Origin of the sequence: Pseudomonas massiliensis, from assembly GCF_000826105.1 — a bacterium.
In the GTDB taxonomy this organism is placed as follows: domain Bacteria; phylum Pseudomonadota; class Gammaproteobacteria; order Pseudomonadales; family Pseudomonadaceae; genus Aquipseudomonas; species Aquipseudomonas massiliensis.
Window position 1 is genome coordinate 39,036 of record NZ_CCYK01000003.1, and the last position, 23,888, is coordinate 62,923.

The 23,888-nt window shown below is 59.5% G+C and carries 24 protein-coding genes; 12 read left to right on the forward strand and 12 right to left on the reverse strand.

What is annotated here, in order from left to right; genetic code table 11:
- Positions 1–43: 43 nt before the first annotated feature.
- Complete coding sequence (locus tag BN1188_RS00860; RefSeq protein ID WP_040259293.1) at positions 44–1,627, reverse strand: aldehyde dehydrogenase (NADP(+)); 1,584 nt, start codon at positions 1,625–1,627, stop codon at positions 44–46.
- Positions 1,628–1,937: 310 nt separating this feature from the next.
- Here BN1188_RS00860 and BN1188_RS00865 point away from each other — a divergent pair, with 310 nt between their 5' ends.
- The 6 genes from BN1188_RS00865 to BN1188_RS00890 all read left to right on the forward strand — a co-directional run bounded on the left by BN1188_RS00865 (position 1,938) and on the right by BN1188_RS00890 (position 6,911).
- Entirely contained in the window at positions 1,938–2,930 is a 993-nt protein-coding gene (locus tag BN1188_RS00865) for a response regulator (protein ID WP_040259294.1), read from the forward strand.
- A gap of 1 nt (position 2,931) precedes the next feature.
- Complete coding sequence (locus BN1188_RS00870; RefSeq protein WP_040259295.1) at positions 2,932–3,885, forward strand: sensor domain-containing diguanylate cyclase; 954 nt, start codon at positions 2,932–2,934, stop codon at positions 3,883–3,885.
- Between the two features lie 79 nt (positions 3,886–3,964).
- On the forward strand, positions 3,965–4,426 hold the full coding sequence (locus tag BN1188_RS00875; protein ID WP_040259296.1) for a DUF3597 domain-containing protein: 462 nt from the start codon (positions 3,965–3,967) through the stop codon (positions 4,424–4,426).
- A gap of 10 nt (positions 4,427–4,436) precedes the next feature.
- Complete coding sequence (locus BN1188_RS00880) at positions 4,437–4,631, forward strand: hypothetical protein (RefSeq protein WP_040259297.1); 195 nt, start codon at positions 4,437–4,439, stop codon at positions 4,629–4,631.
- A 144-nt stretch (positions 4,632–4,775) separates the two neighbouring features.
- Positions 4,776–6,644: a bifunctional diguanylate cyclase/phosphodiesterase gene (locus BN1188_RS00885; RefSeq protein ID WP_052469100.1), complete on the forward strand. Its 1,869-nt coding sequence runs from the start codon at positions 4,776–4,778 to the stop codon at positions 6,642–6,644.
- A gap of 27 nt (positions 6,645–6,671) precedes the next feature.
- The gene (locus BN1188_RS00890) at positions 6,672–6,911 is read left to right on the forward strand and encodes a hypothetical protein (RefSeq protein WP_040259298.1); all 240 of its coding nucleotides are present in this window, start codon (positions 6,672–6,674) and stop codon (positions 6,909–6,911) included.
- A 325-nt stretch (positions 6,912–7,236) separates the two neighbouring features.
- Here BN1188_RS00890 and BN1188_RS00895 read toward each other — a convergent pair whose 3' ends face one another.
- Positions 7,237–8,121, reverse strand: coding sequence for a bestrophin family protein (locus tag BN1188_RS00895; protein WP_040259299.1), 885 nt, complete (start codon positions 8,119–8,121; stop codon positions 7,237–7,239).
- Positions 8,122–8,329: 208 nt separating this feature from the next.
- Between BN1188_RS00895 and BN1188_RS00900 the strand changes: the two genes are divergently transcribed.
- Positions 8,330–9,016, forward strand: a complete 687-nt coding sequence (locus BN1188_RS00900) for a helix-turn-helix transcriptional regulator (protein WP_040259300.1) — start codon at positions 8,330–8,332, stop codon at positions 9,014–9,016.
- A gap of 189 nt (positions 9,017–9,205) precedes the next feature.
- Positions 9,206–10,462, forward strand: a complete 1,257-nt coding sequence (locus BN1188_RS00905; RefSeq protein ID WP_052469101.1) for an RtcB family protein — start codon at positions 9,206–9,208, stop codon at positions 10,460–10,462.
- 21 nt (positions 10,463–10,483) lie between these two features.
- Here the strand turns inward: BN1188_RS00905 and BN1188_RS00910 are convergent, their stop codons facing one another.
- The 10 genes from BN1188_RS00910 to BN1188_RS00955 form a co-directional block, all read right to left on the reverse strand.
- Positions 10,484–10,810, reverse strand: a complete 327-nt coding sequence (locus BN1188_RS00910; protein WP_040259301.1) for a type II toxin-antitoxin system PrlF family antitoxin — start codon at positions 10,808–10,810, stop codon at positions 10,484–10,486.
- Positions 10,811–11,058: 248 nt separating this feature from the next.
- Positions 11,059–11,367 carry a curli-like amyloid fiber formation chaperone CsgH gene (gene csgH, locus BN1188_RS00915; protein ID WP_040259302.1) on the reverse strand — a complete coding sequence of 103 codons (309 nt, stop codon included), beginning with the start codon at positions 11,365–11,367 and terminating at the stop codon, positions 11,059–11,061.
- Positions 11,368–11,372: 5 nt separating this feature from the next.
- Positions 11,373–11,888, reverse strand: coding sequence for a hypothetical protein (locus tag BN1188_RS00920; protein ID WP_040259303.1), 516 nt, complete (start codon positions 11,886–11,888; stop codon positions 11,373–11,375).
- Positions 11,878–12,771 carry a CsgG/HfaB family protein gene (locus BN1188_RS00925; protein WP_040259304.1) on the reverse strand — a complete coding sequence of 298 codons (894 nt, stop codon included), beginning with the start codon at positions 12,769–12,771 and terminating at the stop codon, positions 11,878–11,880. The genes BN1188_RS00920 and BN1188_RS00925 overlap by 11 nt, the downstream gene beginning before the upstream one ends.
- Before the next feature lie 74 nt (positions 12,772–12,845).
- Positions 12,846–13,991 (reverse strand): hypothetical protein, encoded by a 1,146-nt coding sequence (locus tag BN1188_RS00930; RefSeq protein WP_040259305.1) that lies wholly within the window; start codon positions 13,989–13,991, stop codon positions 12,846–12,848.
- Between the two features lie 130 nt (positions 13,992–14,121).
- Positions 14,122–14,550, reverse strand: a complete 429-nt coding sequence (locus BN1188_RS00935; protein WP_052469109.1) for a curli assembly protein CsgF — start codon at positions 14,548–14,550, stop codon at positions 14,122–14,124.
- 11 nt (positions 14,551–14,561) lie between these two features.
- The gene (locus BN1188_RS00940; RefSeq protein WP_040259306.1) at positions 14,562–14,990 is read right to left on the reverse strand and encodes a CsgE family curli-type amyloid fiber assembly protein; all 429 of its coding nucleotides are present in this window, start codon (positions 14,988–14,990) and stop codon (positions 14,562–14,564) included.
- 465 nt (positions 14,991–15,455) lie between these two features.
- Positions 15,456–15,626, reverse strand: a complete 171-nt coding sequence (locus tag BN1188_RS21830; RefSeq protein ID WP_232430883.1) for a DeoR/GlpR family DNA-binding transcription regulator — start codon at positions 15,624–15,626, stop codon at positions 15,456–15,458.
- Between the two features lie 267 nt (positions 15,627–15,893).
- Positions 15,894–16,649: a nuclease-related domain-containing protein gene (locus BN1188_RS00950; RefSeq protein WP_040259307.1), complete on the reverse strand. Its 756-nt coding sequence runs from the start codon at positions 16,647–16,649 to the stop codon at positions 15,894–15,896.
- Positions 16,650–16,815: 166 nt separating this feature from the next.
- On the reverse strand, positions 16,816–17,019 hold the full coding sequence (locus BN1188_RS00955; protein ID WP_040259308.1) for a hypothetical protein: 204 nt from the start codon (positions 17,017–17,019) through the stop codon (positions 16,816–16,818).
- 890 nt (positions 17,020–17,909) lie between these two features.
- On the opposite strand from BN1188_RS00955, the gene BN1188_RS00960 reads away from it, so the two are divergent.
- The 4 genes from BN1188_RS00960 (at position 17,910) to BN1188_RS00975 (ending at position 23,614) form a co-directional block, all read left to right on the forward strand.
- Positions 17,910–20,201, forward strand: a complete 2,292-nt coding sequence (locus BN1188_RS00960) for an AAA family ATPase (RefSeq protein WP_084596122.1) — start codon at positions 17,910–17,912, stop codon at positions 20,199–20,201.
- On the forward strand, positions 20,198–21,475 hold the full coding sequence (locus tag BN1188_RS00965; protein ID WP_040259309.1) for an McrC family protein: 1,278 nt from the start codon (positions 20,198–20,200) through the stop codon (positions 21,473–21,475). Before BN1188_RS00960 ends, BN1188_RS00965 begins: the two co-directional genes overlap by 4 nt.
- Positions 21,476–21,647: 172 nt before the next feature.
- Positions 21,648–22,469: an NUDIX hydrolase gene (locus BN1188_RS00970; protein ID WP_148485231.1), complete on the forward strand. Its 822-nt coding sequence runs from the start codon at positions 21,648–21,650 to the stop codon at positions 22,467–22,469.
- A gap of 158 nt (positions 22,470–22,627) precedes the next feature.
- On the forward strand, positions 22,628–23,614 hold the full coding sequence (locus BN1188_RS00975; RefSeq protein WP_040259310.1) for an IS5 family transposase: 987 nt from the start codon (positions 22,628–22,630) through the stop codon (positions 23,612–23,614).
- Positions 23,615–23,888 lie beyond the last annotated feature (274 nt).

Genomic DNA, 23,888 nt, shown 5'->3' on the forward strand with positions numbered 1-23,888 from the left:
CGAAGGTGGCCGCCGCCTGGCGGGGCGGCGGCCGGCACAGCCATCAGGCGATGGGCTGGGTGCTCCACTCGCCATTCACCAGGCGCTGAAGGCCCAGCGGGTTGGCGTTTTGCAGGGCTTCAGGCAGCAGCGCGTCCGGGTAGTTCTGGAAGCAGATCGGGCGCAGGTAGCGGTCGATGGCCAGGGTACCGACCGAAGTACCGCGAGCGTCCGAAGTAGCCGGGAAGGGGCCGCCATGGACCATGGCTTCGCACACTTCTACACCGGTGGGGTAACCGTTGACCAGGATACGCCCTACCTTGTGCTCCAGGATCGGCACCAGCCACTGGTAGGCGGTCAGGTCCGCGGTTTCGCCGATCAGGGTCGCGGTGAGCTGGCCACGCAGGCCCAGCAGGGCTTGCTTGAGCTCGGCGTCATCGGCTACTTCCACCACTACGGTGGTGGGCCCGAACACTTCTTCCTGCAGCAATGGGTCGCCCTTGAGCAACAGCGACACGTCTGCCTTGAACAGCTGGGCCTGGGCCTGGCTGCCTTCCTGAGCGTTACCGGCCAGGTGGGTGATGCCCGGGTGGTCGTGCAGGTGCTGCACGCCCTGGCTGTAGCTGCCCAGGCCGCCGGCGTTGAGCATGGTCTGCGGCGCCTGGCCGGCGATTTCACCCTTGAGCGCTTCGAGGAAGCTGGTGAACTCGGCGGACTTCACACCGATGACCAGGCCCGGGTTGGTGCAGAACTGGCCCGCGCCCATGCACACGGAGCCGGCCAGCTCCTTGGCCACGGTGGCGCCGCGGGTTTTCAAGGCTTCCGGCAGCAGGATCACCGGGTTGATGCTGGACATCTCGGCGAATACCGGGATGGGCTCCGGGCGCTCGGCGGCGATCTTGCACAACGCGGTGCCGCCCTTGAGCGAACCGGTGAAGCCCACGGCCTTGATGGCCGGGTGCTTGACCAGGGCTTCGCCGACGCGGTTGCCGAAGATCATGTTGAACACGCCCTTGGGCATGCCGGTGCGCTCAGCGGCGCGGACGATGGCCGTGCCCACCAGGTCAGCGGTGGCCATGTGGCCGCTGTGCGCCTTGACCACCACCGGGCAGCCTGCGGCGAAGGCCGAGGCAGTGTCACCACCGGCGGTGGAGAAGGCCAGGGGGAAGTTGCTGGCGCCGAATACGCCCACCGGGCCTACGCCAATGCGGTACTGGCGCAGGTCCAGGCGCGGCAGGGGCTTGCGGTCTGGCAGCGGCAGGTCGATGCGGGCACCCAAGTAGTCGCCCCGGCGCAGTACTTTGGCGAACAGGCGCATCTGGCCGCTGGTGCGGCCGCGCTCGCCCTGGATGCGGGCAGCCGGCAGCGCGGTTTCGCGACAAACGATGGCAACGAAATCGTCCCCGAGAGCGTCCAACTCATCAGCGACGGCCTCGAGGAACTCAGCGCGGCGGGCCGGGCTCAGTTGGCGGAACTCAGGGTAGGCCGCTTCGGCGGCGCGGGCGGCTTCGTCCACTTCAGCCTCGGTGGCCTGGTAGAACGCATAGGGCAGGGCTTCGCCGGTGCTGGCGTCTACGCTCTTGAGGCTGGCTTCGCCCCCTTTGCTACGGGAACCGTTGATGAAGTTCTGTCCGAGAACGTCAGGCATTCTTGTCTCCTTGTTCGGTTAACGGGGAAGCATGAGCGGTGCCGAAGCGGGGATACAAACCAAAGCGAAGAGCTTCGACGCAGGTTATCGCTGTTTGTTAACGGACATCATACAACTGCGGGCGGGGATGTCCAAGCACTGCTCAGGGTGCTCTTCACTGTAGCCTGACGCAACCGCTGTGATTTGCTACCGTCCGTATGAGTAAGTGGATACAGACTGGTAGAGTAGGTGGCCTTATGCCACAACTCGCTGTTTGGCGTACCGCGGGCTTTCCCCGCGCCACGGGCAACTAATCGGGATAACCCTGTCGATGGCCGTTGTACCTTTGCTGATCTGTGACGATTCGAACATGGCCCGCAAGCAGTTGCTGCGGGCATTGCCCGAGGGGCTCAACGTATCGGTCACCCAGGCCGAGAACGGGCGGCTGGGGCTTGAGGCCATTCGCGCGGGCAAGGGCCAGGTGGTGCTGCTGGACCTGACCATGCCGGAAATGGATGGCTACCAGGTATTGGCCGCCATTCGTGACGAGCGCTTGCCGGTGAAGGTGGTCGTAGTGTCCGGCGATGTGCAGGACGAAGCCGTGCGTCGGGTGATGGTCCTGGGGGCGGTCACCTTCCTGAGAAAGCCCGGCAACCCGGATGAGTTGCGCAAGGCCCTGGCCCTGTGTGGCCTGACAGCAGGCGGCGAAGGCAGCCCCAGCGACGTTGCCTCAGCCATGAATATCAGCTTCAACGATGCCTTCCGGGAAACCGTGAACGTAGCCATGGGCCGAGCCGCGGCGCTGCTGGCCAAGGTGCTCAATGTGTTCGTGGAGCTGCCACTGCCCAATGTGAACGTGCTGGAAGTAGGCGAGTTGCACATGGCCTTGGCCGATGCCCAGCGGGGCAGCCAACTGACCGCCATCTGCCAGGGCTACATCGGCGAAGGTATCGCGGGCGAGGCCCTGCTGATGTTCCATGACAGCAGCATGGCCGACATGGCCCGCCTGCTGCGCCAGGAGTACCGTGAAAGCAGCCAGTCCGAAATGCTGCTGGACCTCTCCGCCCTGCTGATCGGCGCCTGCCTCAGCGGGATCGGCGAACAGATCGACCTCACCTTCTCGCTCAGCCATCCGCAAGTACTGGGTGAACACGCGCGCATCGAGGACCTGATCAAGCTCAACCGCCATCGCTGGAAACAAACCCTGGCCGTTGAGATCAGCTACAGCGTGGAGGGCCACGATATTCATTTCGACCTCTTGCTGTTGTTCACCGAAACCTCGCTGCCCCGGCTAAAAGGCAAGCTCGCGTACATGATGAACTGACATGAATAGATCCCTTGACCTGACCGAGCTGCATTGGCTGCTGGCCATTACTCAGAGTATCGACGTGGGCGTGGTGGTGTTCGACCGCCAGTTCAACGTGACGGTATGGAACACCTTCATCGAGAACCACTCCGGCGTGCCCGCCCGCGAGGCCCAGGGCAAGTCCTTCTTCAGCCTGTTCCATGAGGTGGACCAGACCTGGTTCACCCGCAAGGTCGAAAGCGTGATTACCCTGGGGTCGCCGTCGTTCACCATCTGGGAGCAGCGGCCTCATTTGCTGAAGTTCGAGACCTACCAGCCGATCACCGGCTCCGAACCCTTCATGTACCAGAACACCACGCTCTTCCCGCTGCGTTCGATCAACAATCAGGTGGAGCATATCTGCCTGGTGGTCTACGACGTGACGGAAGTCGCCACCAATCGTCGGCAGTTGCAAACGGTCAACGCCCAGCTGCAGAAGCTCTCCAGCACCGATCGCCTCACCGGCCTGTACAACCGTGGCCACTGGGAAGAAGCCCTCAAGCATGAGTACGCCCGGCACAGCCGCTACGGCAACGACTGTACCCTGATCATGTTCGACATCGACCACTTCAAGCAGGTCAACGATACCTATGGCCACCCCGGGGGCGACCGGGTGATCCAGCGGGTGGCGGACCTGGTGCGCGAGCACGTGCGGGATTCGGACATCTGCGGCCGCTACGGCGGCGAGGAATTCGCCCTCCTGTTGCCGGACACGGACAAGGAAGGCGGGCAAATCCTGGCCGAGCGTCTCAGGGCGTCGATCGAGGAAACCGTGGTGGAGCACGACGGCAAGCTCATCCGTTTTACCATCAGCCTGGGCGTGGCGGACCTGCACCGCCCGGCCGCCGACCATCAGGAACTGATCGAGCGCGCCGACCAGGCGCTCTACAACTCCAAGCGCAGTGGCCGCAACCGGGTGACCGTGCACGCCTGAGCACGATTGTCGATGCGATCAAACTTTCCTCGTAAGGCGCAGGTCAACTTTTTACCTATCGCGTTACGAGGAAACATTGATGAGCTTTTTCAAAGATATCCTGAGCAAGCTGGGCATCGGCCACGACGATAATCAACCGACGTCCACTACCACGTCTACCGTGGGCGCGGCCTCGACTACCACCACGGGCCCTGCCACCACCGCCCCAGCGGGCACCGCGCCGGTGAACCAGGATGGGCTGGCCCCCAGCATTACCGGGACCTCGGTACCGCGCACCGACAGCACCATTGACGTGGGCGCCAAGCTCGACGGCATGGCCAGCGGCCACGCCGAAAAACTCAACTGGCGTACCTCGGTGGTGGACCTGCTCAAACTGCTGGGCATCGACAGCAGCCTGGAGCACCGCAAGGGCTTGGCCAACGAGCTGGGCTGCCCGGCCGACAAGCTGAATGATTCCGCTGAAATGAACATGTGGTTACACAAAGCCATCCTCCAGAAGGTAGCGGCCAGCGGCGGCACCGTTCCGGCGGATCTCCTCTGAGGACATTCCCATGGCTGTCACCGTGAAACGACTCGAAGGCAGGGACATTCCCTGTGAAGCCCGGCGCGAAGACGAGGGCGTGGTATTCCAGGTCACCGACGAGCATGGCCGCTGCGAATACCGGAAAACCGATGTAGACGCGGCCCGGCGCGCCGTTGAGCTGAGCGATCGTGAGCGCATGGAGCGCAGCGGTTCACGGGGCTAGACAGTTCTATACTGCAAGCGACCCGGCTTACTGTAGCGCCAGCGCAACTGGCGGATGGGGCTCGACCGCCCGTTCGCCAGCTGCGCTGGTTGCGCAGAAGCGCGTAGCACCCATAGCACGGTAATTTCTTCCATGAATGCATCCGTGAGCGACGCTGAGGAGATCCGCCTGCGCTTGTTGCATGCCCTCAACCTGCTCGATACCGAGCCCGAGCCGGAGTTCGACCGCATCACTCGGCTGCTGGCCCGTGTCCTGGACGTTCCCATCGCCCTGATCACCCTGGTGGACGAACATCGCCAATGGTTCAAGTCTGCCGTGGGGCTTCAAGTGCGGCAGACACCTCGGGAAATCGCCTTCTGCGACCATGCCATTCGCCAGCGTCATGCCTTTGTGGTAACCGATGCCCAGGGTGACGAACGCTTCGCCAACAACCCTCTGGTTACCCAATCGCCCTATATTCGCTTCTATGCCGGCGTGCCGCTGCACACCAGCGAGGGCCATGCCATGGGCACCTTGTGCGCCATCGATTCGCGCCCTCGCGAGCTGTCCGCGGACCAACTGCAGATTCTCACGGACCTGGCCGAATTGGCCGAGCGGGAATTGCGCCTGCGCGAAACGGCTTTCTTGTCCCGCTCCCATCTGGAGCACTCCCAGGCCCGTATCGAGACCGCCGAAGACCGCCTGCGCTCGGTGTTCGAAAGCGCGGGGCCGGGCATGGCCTTGTCCGACGCCGAAGGCACCCTGCTGCGAGTGAACCCGGCCTTTTGCGAACTGGCCGGATACAGTGCTCAGGAGTTGGTAGGCATGAGCTACCGACAACTGACCCACCCTGACGATCTGGAAGACAACGCGCAGTTGCGTGAACAGCTGCGTAAGGGCCTGATCTCGCGCTTCGAAATGGAAAAACGCTACCTGCGCAAGGACGGCGACGTGCGATGGGTCCACCTCACCCTTACCCGCCATGACCTGAGCAATGGCGAGCTGGATTTCATCCTGGCTGTGGCCACTGACATCGAGGCTCGCAAGACCGCCCAGGCTGCCTTGGCTCAACTGGCCGAGGAACTGGAAGCCCGCGTGGCCGAGCGCACCCAGGCCCTGCATCAGCGTGAGGCGGAGCTGGTGGCTGTGCTCGAATACACCCAGGATGCTTATGTGCGTACCGACGAGCACGGCCGCATCCTGGCCTGGAACCGCCAAGCCGAGGCGACCTTTGGCTGGTCTCGGGAGGAAGCGGTAGGCCGGCTGCTGGAAGACCTGCTGGTGCCACCGGAACTGCGCGAACAGCATGTGCGCGGCATGCGCCGTTACCTCAGTACCGGGGAGAACCGCGTACTGGGCAAGCGCCTGGAACTGCAGGCCCTGCATCGGCAGGGGCATACCATTCCCGTGGAGCTGCACATCAACGCCCTGCATGTGGAGCAGGGCGTGTTTTTCAACGCCTTCCTGCATGAAATCAGCGCCCGCAAGGCCCGAGAAGAAGCCCGCGAGCGCGAAGCCCTGCAAGACCCGCTCACCGGCGTGGCCAACAGGCGTGCCCTGAGCGAATGGCTACCCCGCGCCATGGCTGGCGCCAACGACGACGGCGACTGCCTGAGCGTACTCTTTCTCGACCTGGACGGTTTCAAGGCCGTGAACGATAACCTCGGCCACGACGCCGGAGACCTGCTGCTCAAGGAAATGGGCCAGCGCATGGTCCAGTGCCTGCGCGGCACCGACCGGGTGTTTCGCATCGCCGGGGACGAATTCATCGTGGTGCTCACCCACCTGGCCGACCCGGGCCAGGCCAGCGGTGTCGCCGAGAAATTGCTCACCGCCCTGAGCGCGCCCGTGCTGCTGGCCGCGGGTAGCGTCGAGCTCAGCGCCAGCATCGGCCTGACCCTCTACCGCGACGGCGACCCGCGCGCCGCCGAACAGCTGATCAAGGATGCCGACACCGCCATGTACGACGCCAAGCAGGCGGGCCGTAATCAGGTGCACGTATTCGAACCTTCCCGGCAAATCCCCGTCCTTTGAACACTGTCTTTGCAAGAGAGCTCCGCCATGTTCAAGGATTTACAGCAAATCAGGGTCAACGAACTGCGCCTGTGGCACGACATGCTCGAAGACGCCAAGCTGCGCAAGGGCGCACCGGACTACTATCAGGCCGCACTCCGTACCCACGTGGAAGTGCTCGAACGCCTGGGCGTGATCAGCACCCAGGAATGCTTCGATCTCAAGCGGCAAGCCGACGACGCCTACGCCCAGGCGCGCGAAACGCTGGAAGACGACTCCATTCGCTAGCTCCCACCGGAATACACTTCCGAAGCCTTGCATAAGGCTCCAGTTCACCCGGTGGGAGCCAGCAAAGCTGGCGAATTCCCTCTTGATGCAGGGTTATTCGCTAGCTGTCGCTAGCTCCCACCGGAATACATTTCCGAAGCCTTGCATGGGGCTCCAGTTCACCTGGTGGGAGCCAGCAAAGCTGGCGAATTCCCTCTTGATGCAGGGTTATTCGCTAGCTGTCGCTAGCTCCCACCAAATATCTTTTCGAAGCCTTGCATGAGGCTCCAGTTCACCCGGTGGGAGCCAGCAAAGCTGGCGAACAACCCCCCGATTCCATGCCCAATCAGGCACATCCCCCCAACGCATCCCGCTGCATCGATTCCAGATTCTTTTCAATGGTCTCGCAGATGGCATCCACCGGAATCTGGTGCTCGCTGGCGCGGAAGGGGCTTTGCAGGTCTGTGCCGATGCGCTCGATGGCCAGCAGCATGAAGCCCACCACCGTCGACGCCAGGGGCGTGAACCAGCCCAGGGATTCCACCAGGCCGATGGGCACGATCAGGCAGAACAGGGTCAGGAACAGCCGGGGGAAGTACACATAGGGGTAAGGCAGCGGGGTATTGGCGATCCGCTCCATGCCGCCTTGGGCATTGGACAGTTCCACCATGGTGGCCTCCAGCCGTGCCAGGCGCATGCTGTCCAGTCGCCCCGCCTGGTACTCCTTCGCCAGCAGCGCCGCCGACCCGTTGAGAATGTCATTGGCGAAGTTGTTGGTGCTGCCGTGGCGCTCGAATTCATCATCCGGAATGAACGCACGCACCTCAGGCGGGCAGGGGCGCCCGCGCAAGTGCGCCGCCACGCAGTTCACATAGGCCACATGCCGACGGAGCAGCGTGGCCTTGACCGGGTTGGCGCCCTCGGCCGGGTCCTCCACGAAGGTCAACACCTCGCGCGCGAAGCTGCGCGAGTTGTTCACCATGGAACCCCACAGTGTCCGCGCCTCCCACCAACGACCGTAGGCGCTGCTGTTACGAAAGCTGATCAACACCACCAGCGCCGAACCCAGCAAGGTAAGCGGCATCAAGGGCAGATTGAACTTGCTGTCCAGGAACAGCATGAAATCCACGGTCACGGCCACGTCCCACAGCAACAGCCAGAACAGGGACCAACCGACATAGCCCAGGGTCTTGATGATCAAGCGGTACTTCTTGATGATCGCTGCCTTCACTTCAGAACCTCGCGTGATGCGCTTGTGTGATGAGCGTCCGACGGTGAAGGAGGGCGGAAGGTTCGGTACTAGAGCGGGGCAATCCGTTACAGGACGTGAATCGGTTCAGGGGCAGTCGCCAGCAGGGACGAGGAAGCACGCGCGAGCGTGATGCCTTCGGGCGGATCGCGTAAGGTAGAGCGCTCATGCCTTCATGGAGCGCCTTGTCATGCCCACCACAGAACGCCTGCCTGCCTTGCTGGAAATCCTGCGCGAACGTTCACCGGTAGAGGGCGCCGCGCTCGCCAGGGAAATGGGCGTTACCCCACGAACCCTGACCAAGGACATCGAATGTCTGAGAGCTCAAGGCGCTCGCATCGAAGGTGACGCCGAGGCAGGCTACACGCTGCGCCCGGGGGTTCAGCTACCGGCCCTGGCGCTCACTGACGACGAACTCGAAACCCTGATGCTGGGCCTGCGCTGGGTCACCGGTCGCTCGGACCAGCGCCTGGCCCAGGCTGGCCAGAGCGCCCTGGATAAAGTCAGCGCAGCCATACCGCCCGGCTTTCGGCACGGGCTGAACAAGTCCACTTTGTTCCTCAGGCCCCAGGCCCCTCAGGAAACGCCAGAGGTCACCGAAGCGCAGATTCACGAAGCCATCCAGGCCGAGCGAAAGGTCAGCATGCTTTACCGCGACGCCAGCGGCCGCGCCACGACTCGCGTTATCTGGCCGGTAGGCCTGGGATATTTCGATAAAAAGCTTGTGCTGGTGGCCTGGTGTGAAAAGCGCGAAGACTTCCGCCATTTCCGGCCGGCGCGGATGGTGGTCTTCGACATCTTGAAAGAAGGCTTCCCCATACGCCGCCAGGCCCTGTTGGAACGCTGGCAAGCACTGGAAGGCGTCGAGCTGGTGTAGGAGGCAGCGAAGCTGCCGAATCCAAGCCGCCCTTGGTATCTCTTTTCCTCGGCCATGGCATGAACGCCGTCCAGATACCATTCACCCTCCCAGCGCAATTCCACCCCGCCAGGCCAGTCCAACCTTAAGCGAGGTACCCTTCGCCAGCGCCAAAGGCCCCCGTCAGGCCCTGAAACCGGAGACCCAGCCATGGCCGCACAGCCTGATAAACAACCCAGCCACGCCCACCAGCAGCCCTATGACCTGCTCGAAAGCCCCAAGGGCAGCCCCATCAAGATGTGGAATCGCGGCGTCCCCGTGGAGCCCGCCGCCCGCCAGCAATTGCTCAACACCGCCCAGATGCCGTTCATCTTCAAGCACCTGGCGGTGATGCCAGACGTGCACCTGGGCAAGGGCTCCACCATCGGCAGCGTAATCCCTACGAAGGGCGCCATCATCCCCGCCGCCGTGGGCGTGGACCTGGGTTGCGGCATGTCCGCCGTGCGCACTTCACTGCGCGCGCCAGACCTGCCCGACAACCTCGCTCCGCTTCGACACGCCATCGAAAAAGCCGTACCCCACGGCCGCACCGCCAAGGGCGGTCGCGATACCGGCGCCTGGGTCACCCCGCCCAGCCAGGTGGACCACGCCTGGGCCGCGCTTAAAGGCCGCTTCGACCGCATCGTGGCCAAGCACCCGGTGCTGGCGAAAACCAACAACCACAAACATCTCGGCACCCTGGGCACCGGCAACCACTTCGTGGAGGTATGCCTGGATGAAACCGATCACGTCTGGTTCATGCTCCACACCGGCTCTCGCGGCGTCGGCAACGCCATCGGCACCTACTTCATCGCCAAGGCCCGCGAAGAAATGCGCGCCCACATCGCCAACCTTCCGGACAAGGACCTGGCCTACCTCAAGGAAGGCACCCGCAGCTTCGACGACTACGTGGAAGCCGTGGAATGGGCCCAGGACTTCGCCCGCCAGAACCGCGCCGTGATGATGCTCGCCGTGCTCGACGCCGCCCGCAAGGTTATCCACAAGCCCTTCGACGCCCACCTCGTCGCCGTGGACTGTCATCACAACTATGTGGAGCGCGGCACCTACTTCGGTGAAGACATCCTGCTCACCCGCAAAGGCGCCGTCTCCGCGCAGAAAGGCCAAATGGGCATCATCCCCGGCTCCATGGGCGCCAAGAGCTTCATCGTCCGCGGGCTGGGCAATGAAGAAGCCTTCTGCAGCTGCTCACACGGCGCCGGACGCGTGATGAGCCGCACCCAGGCCAAGGCGATGTTCACCGTCGAGGATCAGAAACGCGCTACCGCCGGGGTGGAGTGCCGCAAGGATGCCGCGGTGATCGACGAGATCCCCATGGCGTACAAGGACATCGACAAGGTGATGGCCGCGCAGCGGGATCTGGTGGAGGTGGTGCATACCTTGCGGCAGGTGGTTTGTGTGAAGGGGTGAGCGTGAATCACCCATTTTGACTCATTCATCCTCCGCTGCCAGCGCAGCTTCCAAGTCGACGTCGATGTTACCGACGAGCGCGTGGATGCGTGATACAAGGCTGGCGTCTATGGCCTGTAGATTCTCAGGGTGACCGGCGCTGTCCCTGGCCAGGAAGCCTAGAAGCTGGCCGATCAGCGGGTCATCCTCGGAAGCCTCGGCACGGGTCAGTACCACTTCGCCACTGGGGCGAATTTCGTGATGGATTTTGTCCCGCTTATTGAGGCCCGAGGCGTGACGTACTGTTTCAGGGACCGCAGTTCGATAGCGGTCGGTAAGCGTGGGCTCGACTTCAAGCGCTCGGGTCATGATCGGCTCCAAGAGAAGGGCTTTGGAGCGAAGGTAATGCAACTGCGTTGTTCCGCCAATGCTGGCCTCAGGCTCCCCTCAAGGATACTGCTCGCTAGTTATTATGCGCGTTTGTGAGGCAAGTAGCCGGAGATAGGCTGCAGGCCGATTTGTTGGGCGAATAGCCGAGCCTGCTCTGCGATGTATGCCAGGGCCATTATCACTTGGCCACTGCAGAGCGTGCTGGGTAGTTGATTGCCAAATCGCTTTCAACGCTGCGCCTGGTCTTCACATTGTCTATCCACTGCCTTGACCAGCGCCTGCTGGTCAAACACGGAAAGGTGCACCTTACACACCGCGCCCTCGGGCAGGCTGAGGTGTACGATCGAGCCTGCGCTGCCGCTTTGGAGTTCACCTCCTTGGACGATTTCGGACGTCCCGCCCGAACTGCTTTGGCTTACCTTCAGCTGATACCGCAGTGTGAGCGGGGTGGGGTTTTCAAGGTGAGGGCGGATCACCACAATTCCACCATCGCGCTGAGTATCGATGCTTACGGCCAGCTGACTGTAATCGATCATGGGGCTCACTGTTGGGTAACGGTTGCGGTACCACCGGTGCCGTACTGGCTTACGGTTACCTTGCCGCCGAAGCCATTCTGGGTCACGCTGGCCTGGTTACCGGTGCCATATTGGCCGACAAAGGCCTGGTTATAGGCACCGCTTTGTACCACGCTGGCTTGGTTGCCAGTGCCGATCTGGGTGACTGCGGCCTGGTTGTAGCGGCCATTTTGGTCAAGCTGGACGTAGTTGTTGTAGCCGTATTGCGCCACCGCAGCGGCGTTGTAAGCGCCCCCCTGGTTGACCGTTGCGGTATTTCGGTCGCGCTGTTGCAGCATTTGGAGGTGCTGGTCGCGGCCGACTTGATCTACAGCGGCACTATTGTCATTGCCAATCTGAGTCAGGTCGACTCGGCTTCCGCTGGGGCGAATGCTCGAATAGCGTGCCTCCGATACCAGGTCTGCCGCCTGGCTCGCGGTGCTGGCTATCAGCAGGGCTGCAGCTAATAGGCCGCGCCAGCGGTAATGAGCGTTACGATCCATGTACTTCACCGTTAGCAGTGTCTCGGTTTTCAGGGCCCGTGGGAGATAGCGTGGTTTGCTCGTCATAGGCTTGTAGGTAGCGCTGCAACAATGGCTTATTCAGGTCGTCGGGGTTTTTCAAGTTCCAACTGCCATCACGTGCTCCCTGCGCGATGAGATGGATCAGACCATTTTCGATGGCTTCACGCACACATTGCTGCACCGGTTCGTTCTGCGAGAATCCGGTTTCGACTTCCAACAAGTGTTGGTAGCTCACATATTTGAACACGCCAAAGTCCACTTGGATCGAGAAGATCGTCTTGGTGGTGGTAACGCTCTGGATGATGTCGCCCGTGCGAATGTCGACCGCACGCAGGTTCACGGTGACCTGGTCTTGGCGGTAAGTGTCGGAAGGTCCGATACCTAAATAGCGCACCCCGGCACCGCCGGTGCGCACATTGCTTTCGTAGGCGATGATCGCGCCTTCGATGATCAAGTTGGCCGGACGCAGGGCAGGTAGCTGCACCTGGGCTTTGTCCTGCGGGATTTCCAGGGCGCGGATGATCTTGCGCTCGGTGAGAAGGTCTTGGAGATTTTCGCGCTCGACAGGTTTGAACCAGCGAGAATCCCGCAGCGCGGTGATCAGCAGCGAAGCTGCGCCCTGGGTCACCGAGGTTGAGAATGAGCTATCCGGCGAAGGTTTGTATTGGCCGGTCTGGTCTCGCAACCCATAAACAGCCACGGAGATTGGACCTGCCGGAGGGGGCAGCCGAACCAGATCCCGCGTGCTGTGAGTAGGAGGCGAAATACTTGCAGCAGAAATAGTGCCCGCAGGGCGCGAAGTGGCACAGCCACTCATGACTAACGCGGCGATTATCATCAATGAAAGCGAGCGGGCGCGCATGGTGTTACTCCGTAAAAAAACCGCCGGGGTGGAGACCGGCGGAGTTACTGCATGGTGACTGCTAAAGCGAGGTATTAACGCTGAGTCACTACAGCGCTGTTGCTGGCGCCGCCGGACTGGCTGATGGTGGCTGTCTGGAAGTTGCCGCTTTGGGTCAGGCTGACCACGTTGGCAGTGCCGCTCGCCGCGATACCGCTCTGGTTGATAGTGGCGGTGTTGTTGAAGCCGGTTTGCAGCAGGGTTTCTTCGTTATAGGCGCCCGACTGGTTGACGTAGGCGGAGTTATCACTGCCCCAGCTCTGGGTAACCAAAGCCGTTTCATTGAGGCCGCGCTGGTTCACAGCAACCAGGCCGTTATCAGCGCCTTCTTGCTTGACCGTGGCGTTATGGTTGTGGCCTGCCTGGTCAGCAGTGGCGCGGTTGCCGGTACCGGCCTGGGTGATGGTTGCGTTCATGTTATTACCCGAACGCTGATAGGCACGAGCGTCGCCCAACGAACCGGTCTGGGTGATAGTAACGCCACCAAAGTTGGCGTTGGACTGCTCTACCAGGCCTACGTTGTTGTTGCCGGACTGGTTCACGCTGGCGTTCTTGAAGTCGGTATCGTACTGGGTGATATAACCCTTGTTGTTGAAGCCGCCCTGGGTCACTTTCACCGATTCACCCATGTAGCTGTCGGTCTGGTTGATTCCGGCGTAGTTGCTGGTGCCTTTCTGGTCGATTGTGGCCGCACCGGCAATGGTCTTGTTTTGCGAGATGTAGGCTTTGTGGCTATTGCCGCCCTGATCGATCTGCGCTTTAGCGTTGCCACTTCCAGCCACTTGTGTAATGCCGGCGTCGTTGCCATGGCCACCATTGACAGCCTGGTTGATAGTGGCAGTAACTTTGGCCACGGTAGTGCCTTCCTGGCGGATATTGGCGTTGTTTTGCGTGCCGCCTTGGGTCAGCTTGGCGACCTGGTCCACGTCCTTGGCCAGCGGAGTACCCGAAACCTGAGTGACGGCGGCGGTGTTCGACGCGCCTACCTGCTTCACAACCGAGTCATTCCGCGTGCCGGTCTGGTTGATGCTGACCTTCGAGCCGGCCGCAAAAGCCTGGTCGACGTTCAGAACGTTCTTGTCACCGTTCTGAGAGGTATTTACGGTGCTGTTGTCTGCGAAGGCAGTGCCTGACAAAGCCGCCAGTACGGCAACAGCGATCAACGATTTACGTGCGAACATGGAGATATTCCTTTCCCGGTTTAGTTTGTCTGGTGTGTGTTTGCGCAGGCAAAAGCGCCCGCACGTTTGCACTTCAAGCGTGGAACGAACTTTCTGTGGCGAGTTGCTGAGGATGCTTTTGGAAGCGAAATTATTGGTTGATCTGGAACGACGTGGTCTGCCCGGTTGTTTTGTCCGTAGTGGTGATTTGCAGCAGGCCAGCTGAAAGATTGGTGATTGTTATAGTGAAGTCGGTAGTTTCTACCGTGCCCGGGGTCAGTTTCCCATCGGTGCCAACAATGCTCGAAGTTACGGCCGATGAAACCCGACTTAGAATGGCGCTCTGCAACATGCTGTTGAACTGCGTCAAGGCACTGTTCGTTGAGCTGGAAGCGGTACTCGACGAATGATCGGTGAAGTGGTTCTGAGCATTCGCTTGGTTCAATAATACCGGGCCGTTGAGCGGGTTGCCGCCGAAGGACGGGTTCACGGGGGTGTACACCAGCTCGCTGGCTTGTAAGCCCGGCAATACAAATGGCAGCAGGGCAAGGCCCACGAAAACGGTCGATAAGCACTTCATGTAGAGTCCCTTCATAGCTCGTCGCGGCCCACATCCGGGTCGCCGAAAAATTGCGTCAACTGGTAGTCGAGGATGCCCTGGAACACCCGGGCGGCAGCATCTGCCGCAATGGCCGGGATCTGGCTTCGGTTCGTCGGAAGGAGCATCTGCATCATCCGGCGGTTGCCGTAGGTAATGTAGATCTGACTTCCCAAGCGCGCCGTAGGGCGCTCAGTGATCGATACACTGAAGCGGCCAGCCTCGTCTTTTTCATTCCATGCCAAAGCAAAACTGTCGTAGAAGGCGCGTCCATTCATTGTCACAGTCTGCCCCACCACTAGCCCGCCCACATCATCGCGGCTCAGAGCGCGGTGCTGTGTCAGAGCTTGTGTGGTGCTTACGCTTTCATCCGCAAAGGCCACTGAGCCGATGCATAGTGCGAGCGCAACCAGGCTGATCAAGGCAGAGCACTTCATTGGTTTTGTAAGGCACTGGATAAGATATGCGGCATTTAACTACAAGTGCCTTCACTATGCCACTATCCTTTAATCATTTTTTTGACTTAGCCATAAAGTTGGCGCCATATTTATGTCTTAAAACTTAGTAACTGGTTGGCGACTTTGCGGACCTAAGTTGATCACGTGCAAGTTCATTGACTCGCACATGCAGCGCCAGGCGCGCAACGTTCGCAAATCGGCGCTTACGGCAAGGTGTCACTCAAGAAGAAGGTGGGCTTGGTGCAGCGGTTACGGCGCGGCCACATGTGTCGGCGTCAGGAAAGAACGAATATCTGCGCGGCGCGCTTGATGATGCACTCTTTCAGCTAGACCTGAACTCGGCCACCAACCCGTCCGGGCCCAGGAACCCCTTATCGACGCTCAGGCGGCTGAGGGTCAGCTCCGCCAAGGGGCCGAGGATGCTCATGCTCAACCGCGCAAGTCGCCGCCAATCAGGGTGAACCCCGGGCGGGTTGGCCAGGCCGTCACCGCGAGCAGGTTGTTGGTGACCACATGTAGGTTCTGTCGGGAGGAAAGATGCAAGGCCAGCGCTGCGCAGGTGGTGCCCCCATTGAGCATCAGGGTGTCACCGTCCTCCACGTGCCGGGCCGCCGCCCGGGTGATGGCGTCTTTATGCTCGCGCTAAGTGAAGGTCTTTAACTCGAGCGCGGCGGGTTCGGGGCCATGCTGTGCTTACTTGGTCCCGACTTGATCCCGACTTAGCCCCGACTTAGCCCCGACTTAGCCCCGACTTAGTCCCTGCTTGGGACTGAAAAAGTCACGCCCGGTATGCCGATGACCAAACCGTGATAGAGCTGGATGTGCGCTGCATAGGCGATGAGCTTGGGGCCTGGCTATAATCTCCTGTCAAAGAGACTGCATCACTCGACACTTCGGGAACGCGGAACAACCCCAGAATTGCTGGCCCGCTTTCGCGCCGGACTTAGCCGTGCGGACGACCAAGGCGCTGCCACACTTGGGGCACAACCGCTTGGCGGTGGGGTCCGCCCGTTGCTGAAGCCGCTGTACATGCTCCCGATGGGTTGCCCGTGTCGGCGCGTGGCGCCCGGTTTGCAGGGCACTCAACATGGCACACACTTCGGCCTCGCTGAAGACAGGTTGCCGGAAGGACTCGATATAGCGAACGAAGCCGCCGCCCTGGGTGACATTGGCTGGCATCTCGGTTTTGAAGGTGCTGCTGCCAACGAAGGCAATCACCGAATGCACATGCTCGGGACTGATCCCCAGCGCGGCCTCCAGTGCCTTGAGGTGCTTGTAGTTCTGCCGTAAAGGATTCTGGAATTTGAAGCTGCGCTTGTAGAGCTTCTGGGTCCACTGTGCCTGGCCCTCGCTGCCGAAGATCCAACCACTCATGTTCTTAGTTTCCAGTACGAAAATGCCGTACGGGGACAGGAATACGTGATCGATTTGCGTGGTGCCGTCTGGGGTATCCAAGGTGAGGTTGTGCAGGCGACGGTAGGTTTTCTGGTCGAGGTGTAAGTAGGCCGCGAAGCGCGCCAAGAGCTCGCCGAGGTGACCCTTGGCCCAGCGGGACTTCAGCAGCGCAATCAGGGGAAGAGCGGAAAGAGGCCAAAGTAACAGCGGGCTCAGGTGAGGCAGCATTGATAGAACGCCATCGAGCGACCTATAAGGCAATATCCAGTGGCTCATCTTACCTGTTTTGTCCGTGATGGCTCTATAGCAACGCGTTGTTCGCTGGGCGCTGCAGGGGAATATGCCGAACCGCGACGCACATCGAGCGAGTGCGCCGCGATCCGTGGCAGCCGCCCTATACCGGTTGCCTGAGCTCAAGCATTAATTCAGAAACAAGCATGAAGCTGGTCTCGGTCAGCACGACCACGGCTTGGTTAATAGCCCGGCATAGCCTAAGGTCGGCGTCGCTTGTTTCGCTGGCCAGTACGACGGCCGTCTCCAGCAACTGGCTGGCGCGTTGAAGCTTTTGGTAAATGGGGGTAGTGGAATGGTCAGTCATGGTCGGCATTTCCGTATGTGAGCGAACACTGCCGCACCCGCCGTCAAACGAGTGGTGGCAGCTGTGCATGGGTTGACGGACCGGTCACATACGCACCCGGCGCACCCGAAGGCGCCCCACGCACAGCCGCCATTGAGTGTGGAGCGGGTATAGGAAAGCCCCGAGCCAAGCCATGAGACTGCACGTTCGTATGTAGGGCAGGCCGTCAAACCTGGTCGCGCGTGAGGCGTGACGGGGGGAGGATAGGGACGGTGAATTGCGAGGTCAACCGTCGGTGTTGGGCAATGGCATGCTCGCGTCCCCTGGATGAGCAGATCAGCGTTTGCCCCTTTCTCAACCAGCTCGGTCAATGCGATAGTGGGCTTGGTCATCGTGGTTTTCTTGGTGTTCGTTTGGTCTTCGCAAACTCAACGTTAGCCAAGAGCCACGATGACCCTCCTTGTTTGCCCATTGGGCGCTTTCGGCTGGTTCAGTTACACCAATTTCAGGGACACGATCAGTCCCCAGGGTATGGGTAGACTTCGCGGTCTTGTGGCCGGGGGGCATCATGATGAAGGCTCCTGAAAAACGGGAGCGTCAGGGGCGATGACTGGCTTTTGAAGGTGGGCTTAGTGCAGCGGTACGGCGCGGCCGAGTGTGTCGGCGTCGGCAAGACCGAATACCTGCGCGGCGCGCTTGATGATGTACTCTTTCAGCTAGACCTGCTGGTTTCTGACTTCGTACAGGCCGAACTCCGTCACTGCGCTGTCTGCGCCCAACAATGTCTCGTCGCCGCTCGCCGGCGTAGGCTATTAGATCTGGCCCTATGGCAACACGCCAGCAATCCGATCTACACTGAGATTTGCCTATGTCTATCTGATGCTGAAAACCGGAGTGCGCCTGTGAGTGATATGCAAGGAAGCCTGTTCAAGTTCTGGTTAAGCGACACCGGTAAAGCCTTGACTACGGCTGATAACTATCGGTCGGGCCTGAATACAATCACCAAGCACTTGGGGCGTGACGTGCTGCGAATAACGGACGTCGACGAGCTCGAGGCTCTATACCGTCAGTATGGCCCCGGTGGGGAGTTTGCACATATAGGTGCAAGCAATAGCGGTAACGTGCACAACGGGCTCAAGCAATGGCTGGAGTATCAGAGGCGGCAGTTCATGCTAGGTGCGATCCCTGGCTATGCCGATCAGCGCGTATTTGAGCTACTCAGCAAAGGTACGCCTGAGGAGCAAATGTGGGTTTGGACGTTATTAAGGTGCATCCGCCAACGATACCCGCAGGCGGATCACTGGACCGTAAACGTTACCCCGCCTGATATCCGAATCGGCGTGCGCGAGCAGAGCAGCCTTAGGGGCAGGCCTGCGTTTACCCTTTATTGGTACGGCGGTGAACTACGTTTTTCGCTGCGTGAGATAGCCGATCATCATGCCTTGATGAACGCGCGGGGGGAGAAGTGGGAGATCAGCGCTCGCCATCGCCCTGCTCAAGCAGACATAGAGGCCTGGCTGACCACGGTGGACCATGTGCTTACAGGTAAGCAATTGCCATTAAAGGGTTCTGGTAGGGTACCTAGCGATTATGGACAGGCTGAACTGGGAGGACCCGAAGCAGTGATCAACTTACCAACGACCAAACCACCCCTTAACCAGATCCTCTTCGGCCCGCCTGGGACAGGCAAGACCTACGCCACCATCAATCAGGCCTTGGCGGTACTTGCCCCTGAATTTCTGGCGCAAAACGCCGACAACTCGCCCGAAGCGCGCCAAGCTCTCAAAGCAGAATTTGAGCGTTTCGCGACTGCTGGCCGCGTTCGTTTTGTTACTTTCCATCAAAGCTTCAGTTATGAGGATTTCGTAGAAGGCATCCGGGCGGATTCAGACAGTGAAACAGGCCAGTTGCGCTACTCCATCGAAGCAGGTGTGTTCAAGCGATTGTGCGACGATGCAAAAACGCAGCCTGCGACGGACCTGGGTATACGCCCAAACCCGGCTATTTGGAAAATCTCTATAGATGGTTCAGGCTCCTCACCTAGCAAAAGCTATTGTCTGAAACACAATGAGGCCCGCATTGGTTGGGGCAAGACCGGGGATTTGCGCGAAAACTACGAGGCCAACGCCTATTACCAAGGGTTGGGCGGCGGCGATAAAGGCACACTCCATTACTTTGCTGAGCAAATGGCAGTGGGGGACATTCTCTTATGCATCCAATCGGCCGAGAAGATCGGCTCCATTGGAGTGGTCACTAGTGAGTACCGTTTCGAGCCCAGGACGCCGGAAGGGGTGATACCTGACTATCAGCACGTACGCTCGGTGCGTTGGCTTTATCGCGATATCAACCTGTCTGTCCTGCCGATCAACGATGGCCGCCAGTTCACGCTGAAAACCGTCTACGCCATGAGCCGGTTCACTTGGGCGGACCTACTCACATACCTACAGCACGAGGGCGTAAAGCCCGCCGAACCTTCAGCATTAACGACGCCTACGGATGATCCCTACGTGCTCATCATCGATGAGATTAACCGAGGCAACGTGTCGCGTATCTTCGGCGAGTTAATTACGCTAATCGAACCTTCCAAGCGCGAAGGCGCGGATGAAGCGCTCAGCCTGCAATTGCCCTACTCGAAAAAGCCGTTCACTGTGCCAAAGAATGTGTACCTGATCGGTACCATGAATACCGCAGATAGGTCCTTAGCTGGACTGGATATCGCGCTGCGCCGCCGTTTTGTGTTCAGGGAAATGTTGCCAGAGCCGCATCTGTTGGATGGCACAGCAGTAGAGGGTGTGAACATCGGCCAGCTATTGAGAGTAATGAATCAGCGTATCGAGGTGCTACTAGACCGTGAACATTGCCTGGGGCATGCGTACTTCATGCCATTGGCGAATGGTGGCACCTTGGCAGAATTGGAGCTGATTTTCCGCAACCAAGTACTGCCTTTGTTGCAAGAGTATTTTTTCGAAGATTGGCAGCGCATCCAGTGGGTGTTGAATGATCACCGCAAGCCGCCTGTCGATCGCTTTGTGGTAAGTGAAGACCAAGACCATCTGGCGCTGTTAGGCAATAAAGTACCCACTCAGGGCCAAGTGTGGCGTATTAATCCGCAAGCGTTCGGCCGGTCAAGCGCTTATGCCGGGGTCATCACCTGCGACGGCATCGATTCGACTGAGGCTGACATCAGGGAGCAGGAAGCTTGAGCATCAGCGTTCTTGTTCGAGAGTACGCCAGGCTTACCACGGCGGCGGTACCATCGGGCAACCTGGATTGCGCGCAGATTTCGGAAAGCGCCTTCGATTGGCTATGTGACCTGAGTGCAAGCTTCAACCGCAGTGGCGCCACGCTGCTGCAGGTGGAGGGCAGACAATCGCTGAAGTGGGACAGCTATGTAGGGGTAATCGAAACGCCGTGCGGTACACGACTGGAGATACTGCCCAAGCATATCGAGCAGGATGCCTGCGTGCGCAGAAGCCGAGCGCTGCTTCGGAAGTTGATTCAAGCGGCGCTCTCCTTGAAACCACGGCAGGTGTCGGTGACGGGGCTTGAGTTGTTTGATGCCCCGCTGACTGAATGGGTGATGGGGCAGTTCCTGACTGAGCTAGACGTGTTGATAAAGCGCGGTATTCGCTTTGACTATAAACGCGTCGAGGAAGAGCAACGTTTTCTGCGTGGACAGCTCAATGTGATCGGGCAGCTTCGCCAGCCGCTGAGTAGGCAGCATCACTTCCAACTTCGCCACGATGTGTATTTGCCCAACCGTGCTGAGAACCGCTTGTTGAAACTCGCGCTGGAGCGCGTTGCTAAGGTTACGCGGGAGCCTGCTCATTGGCGGCTCGCCAATGAGCTTCGCACATTGTTGGCCGAAATCCCCGCAAGCCGTCAAGTCCAAGAGGATTTGCGTCTTTGGAGCTTTGATCGCCTGATGGCTCACTATCGAGCGATCAAACCCTGGTGTGAGCTGATTTTGAATCACCAGATGCCGGTAGCCGTGCAGGGCGAGTGGAAAGGCATGAGCCTGCTGTTCCCCATGGAGCGGCTGTTCGAGAACTACGTAGAACAGTGGTTAGACAGCCAGTTGAAGCCCGACGCCAAACTGACAAAGCAGGCCGCCGGGGCGGTGCTGTGTCGTCATAACGAAAAAGGTATGTTCCGGCTGCGGCCGGACATATTGATCGATACACCTGATCAACGCTGGGTGATGGACACCAAATGGAAACGCATCGACCAGCGCAATGCAAAGCAGAATTACAATCTCAGCCAGAGCGATTTCTACCAGCTGTTTGCCTACGGTCATAAATACCAGAAAGGAGGGCAAGTGCCGAAGTTGGTACTGATCTACCCCTATTGGGCCGGCTTCCAACATGCATTGCCGGTGTTCGATTACGGAGGAGGGATGCAGCTATGCGCATTGCCATTCGATTTGGACAAGGATTGCCTGCTGGATGCAGACACGGTGCAGGTGCCTTTCCTCTAGCTGCTTTATGGGCGCCTTATGGACGCGACGAGATTGGATATTATTGAAAGTTGCAGGGCTTGGATGCTAGAGGCTGAGAGGTCGAATGGGGAGATGCTGGAGCTCAATGTTGTCTTCACGCGTCTGCGTACCGACGCTATTCTCTTCCAAATATTATACTGGTAAAAATTGAATGACATGGACCATTTCTTCGGTGACTGCCTACGGCGGTGTCGTGTTGAGCTCAACTGGGCTGATACTGTTGCGCGAGCCCATGAATCACTACGACGGCTACGTGTGGACATTCGCCAAAACTCGAGTGAGTGAGGGTGAAACACCGGAGCAAACCGCATATCGCGCAGTTCGTAGTGGGTTCGCCACTAATGCCAAAGCTGTTGGAGTGCTGCCAGGAGAGTACATGGGAGGAACGTCGCTAAGCGCGTTTTTTCTAATGTTGCCCCAACTTAACCACGGTACGCTGAATGAGCATACCCAGGCAACGTGCTGGGCGAACTTCGATCAAGCTCGCGTGTTGATTGGTAAGACTACCAATACCGTTGGCCGTAAGCGTGATCTCGCGGTATTGGAAGCAACCCGGCAATGGTTGGAGCGAAACGAAAAAGGTGTTATAGCCTTTGAGCAGCATGGTTCTCTCGGGTGGGCGGTTAAGGGAGATTGGTTAACCGAGGAAATGCCCGAGCAGCGGACAACACTATCATTGGATTTTAACCTGGACGCTGAGGACGTGGAGGCTATTCGCAAAGGATATATTCCGTCAGAGATGGAAGAAAAATGGTTTAGTTACTTTGTTGACAACGTGCTTTATCAGCATCGCAGCTGGACAGGGTTCATGATAGATCAGATCACTTTCGAAACCACCCTGACTGGGCTTCGGGCGGTAAGTGCTGTGGTAAATCGTGACCCTAGGCAATATCAACAAACGGACGATGCGGTGGATATTCGGCGTATAGAATCAATGGTTCGTGAGTTGGCTGCTCACAACAGGGGTAGATAAGGGAAGGCGGCTACGAACACCACCAAAATCATGACTATCTTTAGCGCACGACTTTTATATCAACTACATTATGGAGTTAGGGATTCTCCGATCAAGTTTCCAAGCACCCGCCAACCTGTGCTGAAATAGCCTTCGCCCACCCACTGCGACAGACCGCCATGAGCCAGATGAGCTTTTCCGATTTCGAATACGCCGGCAAGCGCAAGCAGACCCGCCGCGAGCGCTTTCTGGCCGAGATGGATCAGGTGGTGCCCTGGGCAGGGCTGGTGGCGCTGATCGACCCGCACTACCCAAAGGCGGGTGGCGGGCGCAAGCCGTACCCGCTGGAGACCATGCTGCGCATTCACCTGTTGCAGAACTGGTTTTCGCTCAGCGACCCGGCGATGGAGGAAGCGCTGTACGAGATCACGCCGATGCGCCAGTTCGCACGCCTGACCTTGAGCGCGCCGATTCCCGAAGACACCACGATCATGAAGTTCCGGCACCTGCTAGAGAAGCATCAACTGGCGGCCGGGATTCTGCAGGTTATCAACGGCTATCTGCAGGACAAGGGCCTGTCGCTGCGCCAGGGTACCATCGTCGACGCCACCATCATCCACGCGCCGAGTTCGACAAAGAACAAAGACGGCAAGCGCGACCCCGACATGCACCAGACAAAGAAGGGCAATCAATATTTCTTTGGAATGAAGGCGCACATCGGCGCGGACGTGGAATCGGGCCTGGTGCATCATGTTCACGGCACTGCCGCCAACGTCGCGGACGTCACCCAGGTAGCCGAACTGCTGCATGGCGACGAGAACGCAGTGTATGCCGATGCCGATGCCGGTTACACCGGGGTCGAGAAACGGGAAGAGCATGCCGGGCGTGAGGTGATCTGGCAGATTGCAGCGAGGCGCAGCACCTATACCGCCTTGCCCAAACGCAGCCTGATCTACAAGGGCAAGCGGCGCATCGAGCGTGCCAAAGCGCAGACCCGGGCAAAGGTCGAACACCCGTTTCGAGTCATCAAGCGCCAGTTCGGCTACGTGAAAACGCGGTTCCGTGGCTTGGTGAAGAACACGGCGCAACTGACGACCCTGTTCGCCCTGTCGAACCTGTGGATGGCTCGAAAACATGTAATGGGTACGGGCGAGTTGCGCGTGTAGATGGGCAAAACGGGCTGAAAAGCCCCGCTTGGCCCTGCGCATGGGCACTGACGACTAAAAACGGACGCGATCTCGGTATTTTTGCGTCCGTCAGACCTTTCTGGCGAAGTTGCTCGGAGCTTTCTTAGGTAAAAGCAGGTCCACCTCAAAGGTGTCGCCGTGTTCGCTAATGGACGTTTGCGCGCGTCAGCTCAGAATCGCTAAACGTGACCAATGCTGGCATATGCAGCGCCTGATGCTTGGCTTAGCGCAGGACTATACTGAGTCGACTTCA